Genomic DNA, 12,932 nt, shown 5'->3' with positions numbered 1-12,932 from the left:
TTTTGTCGTAAAGAGCAAGCTGGTTAAAGGATCAGATCTCTTGTCGATGCAAAGGACATCTCTTTGCCGGTAACCGGGTCCCGGAAAGCAACTTCCCGCGACAGGAGCTGAAGAGGATGGTCAAAGTCGTCATCAAGCTCCGGCAGCAGGTCCGGGTAATAGCGGTCATTGACAATGGGAAAACCGAGCCCGCTTAAATGTATGCGCAGCTGGTGTTTTTTGCCGGTTAAAGCAAACAACTGAAAACGGGCCCGTGTTCCCATTGACTCGATCAGCCGGATCTGCGACCGGGCATTGACAGTGCCGGCACAGGTTTGCATCCGAAACCATGGCTCTCCCTGCTCAATCCGGTTTTCCACCAGCCATTCGCTCTGCCCTGCATCCTCTCGAAAATCTGCCACCGCCTCATATGTTTTTCGCACCAGCCCTTGCATAAACAGTTGCTGATAGAGCCCTCTGGTCGCTTTGTTGACCGATATGAGCACAAGGCCCGCCGTTGCCCGATCGATGCGATTGATGGGGGAGACAAAAGGGTTGCCTGTCTTTTCTCTCAACCTGCTGAGCAGCGTTTCACGAACATAGGGCCCACCTGGACTGACGGGGAGAAAATGAGGCTTGCAGACAACCATCAGGTGGTCGTTGGCAAAAAGCACCTCTTCTGCAAAGGGAATGGTTGGTTCCTCTCTCACCTCCCTGAAATAGAACATTCGACTATTAGGCATATAGGCGGTATCCAGGGTAACCGGCTCACCCGTTTCGGTGAGCACCTTGCCTGCTATAATCCGTTCCCGCCAGACCTGTTGCGGAATTTTTGGGAAACGCCTGGTGAAAAAGGCAAGCAACGTCGGATACGGTTTTCCCGTATCCGGCATGGAGACTATCGACGCACCTGCTGGAATGCCCACTTATCAATCCTTTATCTGATTCTTTCCTGTCTGCAACTGATTGACTCCAGTTGACGCAGCAAAACCTGTATTGCAGTTCCTGTTCTAAGCGACCGGATGCGAGAAGGGACGTCGGCTTTGAGCAAATGTATCTTTCGTGGAGATCGTAAAAGAGACGCTTTGCTTCTAGGCGGTTGACGGCCCGTCAGACCATCTTTATTGTCTCACATTGTAATATAATTCATTGGCAAAAAGAGTACGTGTTGCCATTCAGGCACTTGACCATGGTTTCCTGGCTTGCCATGAGGACTGGTCCTGAGTGCTTCCTGTATAAACATTACCATCTTTTTTCTCAGTTGTGTCAAGATCGTGGAATTTTCTGGTGCGGCTACCCGGAGTCGGAAAATTTCATTTACCGAAAATGCCCTTGTAAATTGTTGGGACTGTGCTGATTTTTCCTCGCATTTTGCAATCCTGGCAAGCGAACCCGTTGCACTCGACGCCTCAACGTGGAGCCACAATGCTGATTGTTCAACGAGCTCTAAAATCTATAGATATTGAACCTGGGGAAGGATCTGCACTGTTCTGGTCGTTCAGTTATTTTTTTGCGCTGTTGTGCAGCTATTACATTATCCGTCCCATGCGCGATGAAATGGGTATTCTCGGTGGTGTGGAAAACCTGCAATGGTTGTTTACCGGAACGCTTCTGGTTATGACAGCCGTTGTTCCGCTTTTCGGGTGGGTAAGTTCGCGGTTCCCCCGTCGGATATTTCTTCCTTATATCTATCTCTCTTTCATTGCCATGTTGCTGGCCTTTTATGGCCTGATGGATAAAGAGACTCCCTCCCCGTATATGGCCAGAGCCTTCTTCATCTGGGTCAGTGTCTTCAACCTTTTCGTCGTCTCGGTTTTCTGGAGTTTTATGACGGATATCTACAGCAATGCCGAAGCCAAGAGGCTGTTCGGCGTTATTGCCGCGGGGGGAACCGTCGGGGCTTTGGCCGGTCCGGCGATCACCGCTCTGCTGGTCCAGTCTCTTGGCGCCAGGAACTTATTGCTGGTGTCGGCATTATTTCTGTTTTGGGCAGTCGTGTGCATTGCCAGGCTGTCAAAGTGGTCTGAGGCGAGGAATTCGGGAGGAGAGCAGCTGAAAGCTGTGCAGAAAGAGCAACTGATCAGCGGTGGCGTTTGGGCCGGGATAACAAAGGTTGTTCGTTCCCCGTATCTGGCGGGCATTGGTTTGCTGATGATCCTGTATACAACTCTTTCGACCTTTCTCTATTTAATGCAGGCGCAGATTATTCGCGATGCATTCGTTGATTCAGCAGCACGCACTGCGGTGTTTGCCTCCATTGATTTTGCGGTGAATGCGGTGACGCTGGCCCTGCAGATATTTCTTACAGGCCGGTTGGTGAAATGGTTCGGGCTGGCTGTTGTCCTGGCAATTGTTCCGGTGCTGCTGGCTGCAGGTTTTGCGCTGCTTGGGATTGTTCCGGTGTTGTCCGTTTTACTGGTGGTACAGGTAATTCGACGCGCAGGAAATTATGCGGTGATGCGGCCCGCGCGGGAAATGCTCTACGTTGTCTTGAGTCGGGAGGAGAAGTACAAAGCGAAGAATGTAATAGATACCCTTGTCTATCGCACAGGCGACGCAGTAAGCGCCTGGGTATATGCTGGAATGCGAAGTCTCGGCATGAATATATCCGGTGTTGCATTGATTGCGGTACCTTTGGCCTTGATCTGGGCCTTTATTGCCTTTGGTCTGGGGCGGCAGCAGGTAAAAATTGCCGACAATAAATAGCTCTGTGGCGAGGTGCAGAAAATGAAAAAAAAGACATATATAAACAGACGTCAATTTATAGGTCTGGCCGGAATGGTGGCTGCAGGAATGATTTTACCTGATATCTCAACCGCGGCAACACTGCCGCTTCGCAAGGCTATTCCCAAAACAGCTGAAAAAATTCCGGTAATCGGTATGGGAACCTCCGGTACTTTTGATGCGAAGGGTAATGCCGAAATGCTTGCACGATTGCAGGAGGTGACCCAGGTTTTCTTTGATATGGGAGGTGGAATGATCGATTCTTCACCGATGTATGGATCTGCAGAGGAGGTGATCGGGCAGTTGCTGCCGGGGGTGAAAGGAAAGACCGATCTTTTTGCCGCGACGAAGGTCTGGATTGAAGGCAGGGAGAGGGGAATCGAGCAGATGGAGATATCCCGGCAAAGATGGGGAATACCGAGGTTTGATCTGATCCAGATCCACAATCTGGTTGACTGGCAAACGCAACTGAAAACCCTCAAAGAAATGAAAGCTGCGGGCAAGATTCGCTATTACGGTATTACGACCTCCCATGGCAGAGATCATGACGAGCTCAGGCAAATATTGCAAAAGAATGATTTTGACTTTGTTCAACTTACCTACAATATAGGCAATCGTGAAGTCGAATCATCCTTGCTGTCGATTGCCCAGGAAAAAGGCATAGCCGTCATTGTCAATCGTCCCTATAAGCGTGGCAGTCTGTTTCGTGCGGTAAAGGGAAAGCCGCTGCCGCCATGGGCAGGAGAAATAGACTGCCAGAGCTGGGGACAGTACTTTTTGAAATTTGTTATCTCGCATCCGGCTGTAACCTGCGCTATTCCGGCGACCAGCAAGGTGAAGCATATGCAGGATAACATGCAGGCGGGCCGGGGCCAAATGCCAACGGCCAAACAACGCATCAAGATGATTGAGTATTTTGAGTCGTTGACCTGACAAAGCCCACATTGGCTGACAGGGTCCATCATCAAGCGCAATGCTCAGGACATGGACTGGTGTGGAGGCGTTCTCTTATCGGCCTGTGCACACTCGCTTGTGCAACAACACTGTACAAACAAGACAAAGGAGCGTCGCTCCGAGAATAATCCAGAAAACACTGGACATTGCGTGCGATACTGCCAGTGCGAGCAGAGTGATACTCTGCTCATTCAGCATCTGTCTGAATTCTTCACGAAAGAGATTCTCCATGCTTTTGTGCAAAGCATCCATAACTGTGGATGGTATCATGGTCGAAGACTCCTGCAGATTATGCAGCAAGCCGGTTGTCACCACACCACCGCAGATCCCCACCCCAATCGTTCCGCCAAGGGTTCTGGAAAACTGGTGAAAGGACGTCGCCACTCCCAGATTGCCCTTGGCAAGATCCGCCTGTACCAGCAACAGGGTCGACAGGGTGACGAAGCCCATGCCGAGACCGGCCAGCAAAAAGACCAGGGAGCAGACGGCCAGAGAGGTCTGCGGGCTAAAAAACAGCATGGCCGCGCTGCTGATCACCAGTATAAATCCACCCAGTACGGCGGCCTGCTTGCTGCCAGTGCCGTCGACGAATCGACCGAGAACAAGAGAGCCGGCTGACCAGCCAAGGCTCAAAAAGAGCATGGTTACTCCCACCTGCAGAGGTGTTTTGGCCAGTGCCCCTTCGATAAAGAGCGGAACATAGGCAAAGAGTGAGAAAATTGCAAAGCTGGCGCAAAATGCGGCGCCATTGCCAAGGGCAAAGACTGGCCGGGCGAAAAAGCGCAGATCGAGTACCGGATCTGCCGCCCGTTTTTCAATGATTATAAAAAGCACGGCAAAAATCGCCGACAGGGCGCCAAGTCCCAGTATTTGGCCGGACAACCAGCCATAGTCCCTTCCGCCGATGATGAAGATTGTCAGAAAACAAAGGATAAAACCGGAAAGGCAGGTAATGCCGGCAATATCCAACCGGACTTTTTTCGGAGTGCGTGCCTGATGTTGGAGGCAGCGACCGATGGTTGCAAGAGAAACGAGCGCCAGCGGCACATTGATGAAAAAAATCCACCTCCAGGAGATATAGGTGACGATAACACCGCCCAGGGTTGGACCGATAATCGATGAAATGCCCCAGACTGAGCTGGCCAGCGACAGGGTCTTGCCGCGTTCATCCGGGGGTGAAATATCCGAGAGTACAATATATACCAGGGCAAATATTCCTCCGGCGCCGATCCCCTGAAAGATCCTGGCGCCAATGAGAATAAACATCGACGGGGCGGCGCCTGCGGCAAGCGAGGCCAGCAGGAAAACGGTAATGGAAAAAAGAAAAAGCCCTCTGGTGGAGTAGCGATCCGACAGTTTGCCGAATACCGGCAAGGAAACTGCGCGGGCAAGAAAATAGGCGGAATAGACCCAGCTGTACAGGGTCAGCCCTCCGAGATCGGTGACGATGGAAGGCATAGCGGCACTGATGATCAGGGCATCCAAGGCACCAAGAAAGAGTGCCAGCAGCGCAGCGATAATGATAAAGGGTCTTTTCTGCGACGTGTGTTCCTGCATAGCTCTATACGTTGTCCTGTTGACCGGAGTTATCTCAAAACGGAATATTTACGAGAGCCTCGCGGAACGGTATTGGCAGCTCCTTTTCCACGTATCGGCTTGTTTACTTTCGTGGTACCACGAGTTAACGGCCTGTGCCAGAGTTTGCCAAAAAAAGAGGCGGGTTTTGCAACCCACCTCTTTTTTATCAGGGAAATTAGTTGCTTAGAAATGATAAAGAACTCTTGCCATGATATTGTGGCTGTCGTATTCCAGATCAACGTCTGCAAATTGAGGATCGCTGGTTGCGAAGTAGCGGTAATCGATGCTTAGAGAGACCATCTCGTTAAAAGCATAGGACAGGCCGGCACCTACTTGCCAGGCGAACACTGTATCATCTTCATCGACAGCCGATAAAGTCACAGAGGGGGAAGAAAAGCTCACATCGTTGAGCTCGACGTTGGCGAACCCAATGCCTGCCATAATGCTGGGGGTAAAAGGGCTTGAGTTATGTATGTCCAGATAACCATTGACCATTGCACTGAATGCATTAGTCTCTCCGCTGATCCCAATACCTGCCGCCGCGAAACTGGGAACCGTCCCGACATTGGCCACCGTGACGTTGCTCAGGTCATCCAGGTCATTCTGCCGATACGCAAGCTCAGCTTCGATCCGCATATACTGATATTGATAGCCAAGAAAACCGCCGATAACATAACCAGTGTCGTACTCTGTGGTGTATGACAAGCCTGTGCTTTGTCCGGTACCGACAAAGTCAGCATCGTTTAGAAAACTGGCACCGCCCTCAAATCCCATATACAATCCATCCGCTGCCAAAGCCGGAGAAGCAGCTGCCAACATCAGACATCCTGTCATAACCAGGTAGGTTTTTTTCATTTTTCCCTCCTTGTATTTCAAAATTGTTTTCGTTGATGCTGCACGATGTGTTAGCAAATACTGCAATAACACACTCCAGCAGCTGCGTAAGTCTTTGGCAAGATACTCTCTTATTGTTAAATCTGATTACCCCTCAAGTTCAGCTACTGAACCAGGGTGTGGGCTGTTCGTTTCCCGGGACGCCGTAAACCCATCCCTGGGGGCTTCGCTGCAGCCATCCTTGGCTGCAGAGACCCGTAAAACAAACAGCCCACACCCTTCCATTTCGACAAGCTGAGCTTGAGGGGTAATCAGATTGTTAAATGTGCCTCAGCCATCACCTTTTGAGCGATTAGCAATAAATTACCCTTTTTAGTTAGGTGTCTCAAGTAAATTGATCAAGCCCTCGGGCGAAAAACCGGCTTGTTCATATCGAAGAAAATGATTAAAATTTTCGTGATTTTCGTCGTACCGGGAAGTGCATTCCCCGAGGGATCCGATATCGCTCGCCCAGGGCATGATAACCGGACCGGAAACTGCAAATTTACAATATGATTACGACTAAACCTCAACTGTATGGATATGAGGCAACCTTTTCACGGGACGCCATGAACCCATCCCTGGGGGGCTTGACCGCAGCCATCCAGGTTGCGGAACAGCCGTATAAAGGTCACCTCATATCCCTCTCAACCATCTGAGCTGAACTGTCGTGGTACACAAAATTTAAAATGATCGTCCCGTCGCATTATCCGCTGATTGATTACTGTTCAGTTGCCGGGTAATAATTTATTAACTTTTGACAGTAGAGCAACAAAACAATGAAAATTCATAGAATTATTGATGATATTTATCGTCTGTCGACAAATATTGAGGACAATACCTACCTGTTCGAAGGTATTTGGCCCATTCCCCATGGTATTTCCATTAACGGTTATCTGATTAAGGGGGAAAAAAATGTCATCATCGATCTGACCCAGAATATCTTTGATTTTCCCAGGGAGATTACCCATCAGATGGAGGGGGTCGCGCTGGGTATAGAAGATATCGATATCATTGTCATGAATCATATGGAACCGGATCATTCCGGATGGCTGCGTGAATTTTGCGCCAAGAACAGCAAGGCGGTCATTTATTGTACCAAAAAAGCAATTCCACTCTTGCAGGCCTTTTCCGCAGTACCCCCGGAAAGAGCCATAGCGATTACCGATGGCATGGTCCTCGAAATTGGTGATTATGAGCTGCAATTTTTTGATACGCCCAATATTCATTGGCCCGAGACAATGATGACCTATGAGAGAAAAAGGGGCATTCTGTTTTCCTGTGATGCTTTCGGATCGTACGGGAGTATTGACGAGCATGCGATTTTCGACGACCAGATTTCTCAGGAAAAGCATCAGTTTTTCGAGAACGAAGCCTTGCGCTATTATGCCAACATTGTTGCCACTTTTTCCGCTTTCGTCGTAAAGGGGCTGGATAAGCTGCAAGGGCTGGATATAAAGGTGATCTGTCCGTCCCATGGAATCATCTGGCGGGAAAATCCTGCGGTTATCATCGAGCATTACAGGCGTTATGCGTCCTACAGCAAAGGGCCGGCGGAACGGGAAGTAACGGTTGTCTGGAGCAGCATGTACGGCAACACCAAGCAGGTTCTGAATATGGTGATTGAGGTATTGCGGAAAAGGAATATACCGGTGCATATCTTTCAGGTCCCGAAAGATGAAATTGGGTATATTCTCGCCAGTGCCTGGAAATCAGCGGGCTTGATTTTCGGCATGCCCACCTATGAATACAAAATGTTTCCTCCGATGGCGCATACCATTGAAGAGATGATGGTGAAAAAAGTCACCAACAAGAAGGTGTTCCGCTTTGGTTCTTACGGATGGGTTGGCGGCGCACAAAGGGATTTCGAGGCAAAAACTGAAAAATCCGGCTGGGATATTCTCGGCCACTATGAATGGCAGGGAGCTCCTACGGAAGAAGATCAGCAGGCTGTCCGGGAGGCTTTGGAAAGTTACTGCGATACGTTGATAGAGTTTACCAAATAGAAGGAGAGCAACGGGAGGGAAGTCAGCACCTGACAATCCCTCTTTTGTGACTTTCGATCAGACCAACACTCTCCAAACTGGCTTTTATGGACCAAAAGATAATCCCCACGGTATGCGGCATTTGTGATGCAGGATGCGGTGTTAATGTTCATCTCGTTGATGGAATGATTACAGGACAGACTCGGCTTAAAGACCATCCTTGCAACGTTATTTGCCACCGCGGTGCACATGCTGAGGAAATTATCTATTCCAAGGATCGATTGCTCTATCCTCAGCGTCGCATCGGTGAACGCGGAGAAGGTCGTTTTGAACGAATAGGCTGGGACCAGGCATATGATTTCTGGCTTGAAAAGCTTGACGAAATCAAAAGAAAATTTGGTCCGGAAGCTATTTGTATGTACACGGGGCGAGGCAATTTTGAATTCGGTATCCAGGAAACTTTTCCGCCGGCAGGTACGAGCGAGTCTTCTGCCAGTTCTATTTTGTTTCCTTTTGGTTCACCCAATACCACCGGTGTCGGGGCTTTTTGTTTCGTCGCATATGGCATGATTGCACCGCATGCATGTTTCGGTCAACATTATCGGCATATCGACGACGATCCGGGTAACGCCGATCTCATATTGATCTGGGGGGCCAATCCGGCAACGGATTCGCCCCCTGGCAAGATGAAATATATCAGAAAGGCGCTGAAAGCCGGGATACCGGTGATAAGCATTGATCATCGCCGCAGCGAGACTGCCAAAGCGGGAAAAATCAAATGGATAGGCATTCGCCCGGGAACCGACGGGGCTCTGGCAATTGGCATCATTCATGTCATGATCAGCCGGGGACTGTATGACCATGAATTTGTCAAGCAATGGACCCATGGTTTCGAGGAGTTAGCTCAATATGTACAGACTTTCACGCCGGAGCATGTTGCGGCCATCACCGGCGTGCCTGTTCATTCGATCCTTGAGTTAGCCAACGCTATCGGTACTGCTAAGGGCTGCTCAATCCTTATGTATACTGGACTGGAATATTCCGACGGGGCGGTGCAGTCGATTCGTGCAGTTCTGTCTATCCAGGCCTTGGCTGGGCATATTGACGTACCTGGCGGGAAGATATTCAAAATGCCAGATCGCACTCAGCATAATCGCACCACTACCGAACCACCCGCGCAGAGTAAACTTCCCTTCGGTGCTGCAGAGTATCCCCTTTATTATCAGCTTCGCAATGAAGCGCATGCAATTGAATTACCTAAGGCTGTGCTCAGAAACGACCCATATCCGGTACGGGGGCTTATTGTCAGCGGCTCCTCTTTGATCACGTCGTGGCCTGATTCCAAACTTTGGCAACAAACGCTTGCTGCCCTTGATTTACTGGTTGTTGTCAATCGTTTTCCCACCGCTGATGCCAGGTATGCAGACTTGCTTTTACCCGCGGCGACTCCATACGAGAGCGATTCGTATCAGTTTCATGATGGCTGGGTACAGCTTAGAAAGCAGGTAATTGAACCGTTGGGCGATTCCCGTTCAGATTATTCGATCTTTGCGGGACTTGCCGACCGTCTTGGTTATGGACATATTTGGCCCAAAAATGACGAGGAAAAAATCCGCCGTGGTTTACAGGGTACAGGAATTACTCTGGAGCAACTCGAGGCAAATCCTGCTGGTGTACCATTGGCAGCGCCGCAAATGCGATACCGCAAGTATGAAACCGGGGAACTGCGCCGTGATGGCAAACCCGGTTTTGCTACACCAACCGGAAAATTTGAGTTTTCCTCTGAATGGTTTCGGGAGAATGGTTATGAACCTCTGCCTGTTTATACCGAACCCTCAGAAGGTCCAATGCGAGCCGTAGAGCTGGCAAAAACCTACCCGCTTGTATTTAATTCCGGTGCGAGGATGCAGTCAACGTTTCGCAGCCAGCATCTGAACGTGAAGAGCCTGATTACAATGCAGCCCAGGCCTCTGGTCTGGATCCATCCCGCGGATGCAAAGCCACGAAATATAGAAAATGGTGACGAGGTGCTGATCGAATCTCCACGAGGGAAAGTTCATTTTTGGGCGTATGTGACTGAAGATATCGTACCTGGCGTGATTGAAGCAAATATGGGTGGAGGTGGTCCACTTGGTCCCAAAGAATGGCAAGCGGCCAATGTCAATATTCTTACGGATTATGAGAATCGGGATCCCATTTCAGGTTTTCCGGTTTACAAAGCATTGCTTTGTAATGTTTCAAAAAATCGGAATGAAACCAGGTAGTTAATTTCTCGTCTTGCCGGTGGATTGATTCTGTATACCGGCGCCCATCTTCTTCAGGGGGGTGCCGGTAATGAATGTAAGGCTTTTGGGAAGGGCTGTTTGTGGAGGTGGAATCCTTGGTTATTGGATTTCCTTTAACCAGGCATCTTCCTTGAACCATTTGTTGTATATTTCATCATACTTGCCATCGTATTTGAGCTGACTCATGAAGTTATTGAGCCAGTTGAGGAAATCAGGATCGCTTCGGCGAATCCCCCAGGCGAGCGGTTCTTTCGTGAATGGCTGGTCAAGATGGACTAATTTTCCCTGACCCTTCTGGTTTGCAGCAATAGAATTAAACGGCAGGTCATAAATGAAGGCGTCGATCTTTCCGTTTATAACCTCCATTACCCCCTCCTGCTCAGTGTCAAAAGATATATATTTGGCCTTATCAATCAGTTTCTTTGTGGCTATCTCACCCGTTGTTCCAATCTTCCCGGCAACGGTATATTGAGGGTCATTTAAATCTTTATATGACTTCACTTTCCCGGCAAGCTCTTTTTTAAGCAGAATCGACTGACCTATAAGGATATAGGGGGTGGAAAAATTCATGCTCAGGTTCCTTTCCTGAGTAACAGTCATGCCGCCCATAATTATATCGAACTTATCGGTCACTAATGCCGGAATAATTCCATCCCAGGCTGTAGAGACAATTTCCAGCTTTACTTTCATGGCTTTGGCCATCATTTTGGCCATATCGATGTCAAAACCAATAACCTCTCCTTTCCTGTTAATTAACTCAAAAGGCATATAGCCGGGATCCGTACCTATCCGAAGTACACCCCTTTTCTGAATTTTCGAAAGGGTGTCTTCGGCAAATACAGACCCTGTGGTAAACGTCAGCACGGCCAGTGCTATTGCTGCAAACATCCATAATTTCTTCATTCACTTCTCCTTTAAGAGGTTTATAAAAAAATACTGCATTTCTACTGAAATAATATCTAACTGACGTGGCTTTATATGACAATGATTTAATAGAAAAAACGCACAGAATATAGTTAGTATTTAGGTAGTTGTGATTACGACTAAACCTCAGCTATAGAGGGATATGAGGTGGTCTTTGCACGGGTATTCCTGCGGTCAAGCTCCCTGGAATGGTCTCTGATCAGATCTTGGTTGGAAATTATGATGGTGGGCGGCTCTCGCAATGGGCAATTTGTAAAAGCTGCTTTTGGCACCAGGCGCAAATTTTTTCAGCTGGCATTCGAAAACGTTCGAGTAAGAATATTTTCAGATCATTTTCTATAGGCTGTTGCTCAAGAGCCCGTTTCATACATGTCAGCCACATCTCTTTTTCGGCAACATTGATTGGGAGGAGGGCATGGTGGTTGGTAAGATTAATTGAACCATATTTGTCTTTGTATAGAGATGGGCCCCCGAGCCAACCACACAGGAAAAGAGTAAGGTTTTCACGTGTCGGCCCCAGATTTTTTGGATGCATATCTCGAATTTTTCGGGCTTCAGGGATATCGTCCATGATATCATAAAAGCAGTTCGCCAGGGCTCGTACTCCTTCAACTCCGCCCAACATATTGAAAACGTCTTTGCCGTATCCCGTTTTTCGTTCCATTTATTCCTTGAGGTAATTGTCAATATATTGATGTGTGGTTAACCGGAGAATAAAACGCAACACACCGGTAAAGCTCCAATAAATTAATTCGTGCTTGACGCCGGAGCAGCATCTGTCACGAAAATATACTTTTACAGATAAAGCATGTTTATTCGAGTCGGATTGCCGCTCCTATCCACCTTTAGAGTCGTTCATTATCTCAAATTCGGCCCATTGGTTGAGTTCCATAGCATGGGCTGCTTTTTTCAGACATTCCGCAGGTCCTTCTGACGAGTTATGCTCAAATTTACATATGAGAAATTTGTTAATTTCTACCAGATAGGTGCAATTTCCTTGAACATCGCAATTCTCATTTCTGATTGTTATCATGTTGATCACCCTTGTAAATTCTGATTGCCCTCCAAGTGTTCAGCAACGGAACCAGGGGGCGGGCTGTTCGTTTCCCGGGACGCCGTACACCCGTTTCTGTGGTTTTTCTGGAGCCGTCCATGGCTGCTAAGACCCGTAAAACGAACACCCCGGACCCTTCCATTTCGACAGGCTGAGGTTGAGGGGCAATCAGAAACTTTTCTGGATAGCCAAGTCTAGTGCCAGCGTTACTTGAGTTCCCGATACTCTCAAAGCAATTTTTGTTCCACTAATCTGTCTGTGGGGTATTTGTATTAAAATTCAGTGTGTTAGTAGTTTTATGGGGCAAGAAAAAAGATCCTACAGTAAAGACAATTTGCACGTAATGGTTACCAAAAAGAAGGAATGTTACAGAAATGACTTCCGGAAGATCGCATCAAATCGCCAAATCGAACACGAAATGCAGGCTCTTTGTTTCTATGAAAACCACAATCTTTTCCTGAAAGGTGCAAAGCGAACGTATTCACCTTGCTGGTGAAATCTACTTTCTGGTATCTGATTTTCTGGTTAAGGTATCCAGAATCAAACGACAAACCTGTTAATCCTGAAAGGAGAGAA

Annotated in this window: 10 protein-coding genes; 5 read left to right on the top strand and 5 right to left on the bottom strand. The window is 48.3% G+C overall.

The window, feature by feature from the left end; all coding sequences use genetic code 11:
* Positions 1 to 23 precede the first annotated feature (23 nt).
* Positions 24 to 905, bottom strand: a complete 882-nt coding sequence (locus FCL47_RS00825) for a pseudouridine synthase (protein WP_205747166.1) — start codon at positions 903 to 905, stop codon at positions 24 to 26.
* 499 nt (positions 906 to 1,404) lie between these two features.
* On the opposite strand from FCL47_RS00825, the gene FCL47_RS00820 reads away from it, so the two are divergent.
* Both FCL47_RS00820 and FCL47_RS00815 read left to right on the top strand, forming a co-directional pair.
* Complete coding sequence (locus FCL47_RS00820; RefSeq protein WP_136811556.1) at positions 1,405 to 2,685, top strand: NTP/NDP exchange transporter; 1,281 nt, start codon at positions 1,405 to 1,407, stop codon at positions 2,683 to 2,685.
* A 21-nt stretch (positions 2,686 to 2,706) separates the two neighbouring features.
* On the top strand, positions 2,707 to 3,636 hold the full coding sequence (locus FCL47_RS00815) for an aldo/keto reductase (RefSeq protein WP_205747165.1): 930 nt from the start codon (positions 2,707 to 2,709) through the stop codon (positions 3,634 to 3,636).
* Positions 3,637 to 3,711: 75 nt separating this feature from the next.
* Here FCL47_RS00815 and FCL47_RS00810 read toward each other — a convergent pair whose 3' ends face one another.
* Positions 3,712 to 5,214 carry an MFS transporter gene (locus FCL47_RS00810; RefSeq protein ID WP_136811555.1) on the bottom strand — a complete coding sequence of 501 codons (1,503 nt, stop codon included), beginning with the start codon at positions 5,212 to 5,214 and terminating at the stop codon, positions 3,712 to 3,714.
* Between the two features lie 204 nt (positions 5,215 to 5,418).
* A complete protein-coding gene (locus FCL47_RS00805; RefSeq protein ID WP_136811554.1) occupies positions 5,419 to 6,090 on the bottom strand; it encodes an outer membrane protein in 672 nt (223 codons plus the stop codon).
* A gap of 530 nt (positions 6,091 to 6,620) precedes the next feature.
* Here FCL47_RS00805 and FCL47_RS24280 point away from each other — a divergent pair.
* The 3 genes from FCL47_RS24280 (at position 6,621) to FCL47_RS00795 (ending at position 10,357) form a co-directional block, all read left to right on the top strand.
* Positions 6,621 to 6,767: a hypothetical protein gene (locus FCL47_RS24280; protein ID WP_153306342.1), complete on the top strand. Its 147-nt coding sequence runs from the start codon at positions 6,621 to 6,623 to the stop codon at positions 6,765 to 6,767.
* Between the two features lie 120 nt (positions 6,768 to 6,887).
* On the top strand, positions 6,888 to 8,114 hold the full coding sequence (locus FCL47_RS00800; RefSeq protein ID WP_136811553.1) for an FprA family A-type flavoprotein: 1,227 nt from the start codon (positions 6,888 to 6,890) through the stop codon (positions 8,112 to 8,114).
* 86 nt (positions 8,115 to 8,200) lie between these two features.
* Positions 8,201 to 10,357 carry a molybdopterin-dependent oxidoreductase gene (locus tag FCL47_RS00795; RefSeq protein WP_136811552.1) on the top strand — a complete coding sequence of 719 codons (2,157 nt, stop codon included), beginning with the start codon at positions 8,201 to 8,203 and terminating at the stop codon, positions 10,355 to 10,357.
* A 120-nt stretch (positions 10,358 to 10,477) separates the two neighbouring features.
* On the opposite strand, the gene FCL47_RS00790 is transcribed toward FCL47_RS00795, so the two are convergent.
* Positions 10,478 to 11,281: a transporter substrate-binding domain-containing protein gene (locus tag FCL47_RS00790; RefSeq protein WP_136811551.1), complete on the bottom strand. Its 804-nt coding sequence runs from the start codon at positions 11,279 to 11,281 to the stop codon at positions 10,478 to 10,480.
* A 238-nt stretch (positions 11,282 to 11,519) separates the two neighbouring features.
* Complete coding sequence (locus FCL47_RS00785) at positions 11,520 to 11,966, bottom strand: group II truncated hemoglobin (RefSeq protein ID WP_136811550.1); 447 nt, start codon at positions 11,964 to 11,966, stop codon at positions 11,520 to 11,522.
* Positions 11,967 to 12,932: the final 966 nt, after the last annotated feature.

It is taken from the genome of Desulfopila sp. IMCC35006 (assembly GCF_005116645.1).
Lineage (GTDB): Bacteria > Desulfobacterota > Desulfobulbia > Desulfobulbales > Desulfocapsaceae > Desulforhopalus_A.
The sequence above is the reverse complement of the archived record's forward strand: the minus strand, read 5'-3'. Positions and strand labels throughout refer to the sequence as shown.

Coding starts and splice junctions, on each gene's coding strand:
- FCL47_RS00820 (WP_136811556.1), top strand. CDS start 1,405: ATGCTGATTGTTCAACGAGCTCTAAAATCTATAGATATTGAACCTGGG.
- FCL47_RS00815 (WP_205747165.1), top strand. CDS start 2,707: ATGAAAAAAAAGACATATATAAACAGACGTCAATTTATAGGTCTGGCC.
- FCL47_RS00810 (WP_136811555.1), bottom strand. CDS start 5,214: ATGCAGGAACACACGTCGCAGAAAAGACCCTTTATCATTATCGCTGCG.
- FCL47_RS00805 (WP_136811554.1), bottom strand. CDS start 6,090: ATGAAAAAAACCTACCTGGTTATGACAGGATGTCTGATGTTGGCAGCT.
- FCL47_RS24280 (WP_153306342.1), top strand. CDS start 6,621: ATGATTACGACTAAACCTCAACTGTATGGATATGAGGCAACCTTTTCA.
- FCL47_RS00800 (WP_136811553.1), top strand. CDS start 6,888: ATGAAAATTCATAGAATTATTGATGATATTTATCGTCTGTCGACAAAT.
- FCL47_RS00795 (WP_136811552.1), top strand. CDS start 8,201: ATGGACCAAAAGATAATCCCCACGGTATGCGGCATTTGTGATGCAGGA.
- FCL47_RS00790 (WP_136811551.1), bottom strand. CDS start 11,281: ATGAAGAAATTATGGATGTTTGCAGCAATAGCACTGGCCGTGCTGACG.
- FCL47_RS00785 (WP_136811550.1), bottom strand. CDS start 11,966: ATGGAACGAAAAACGGGATACGGCAAAGACGTTTTCAATATGTTGGGC.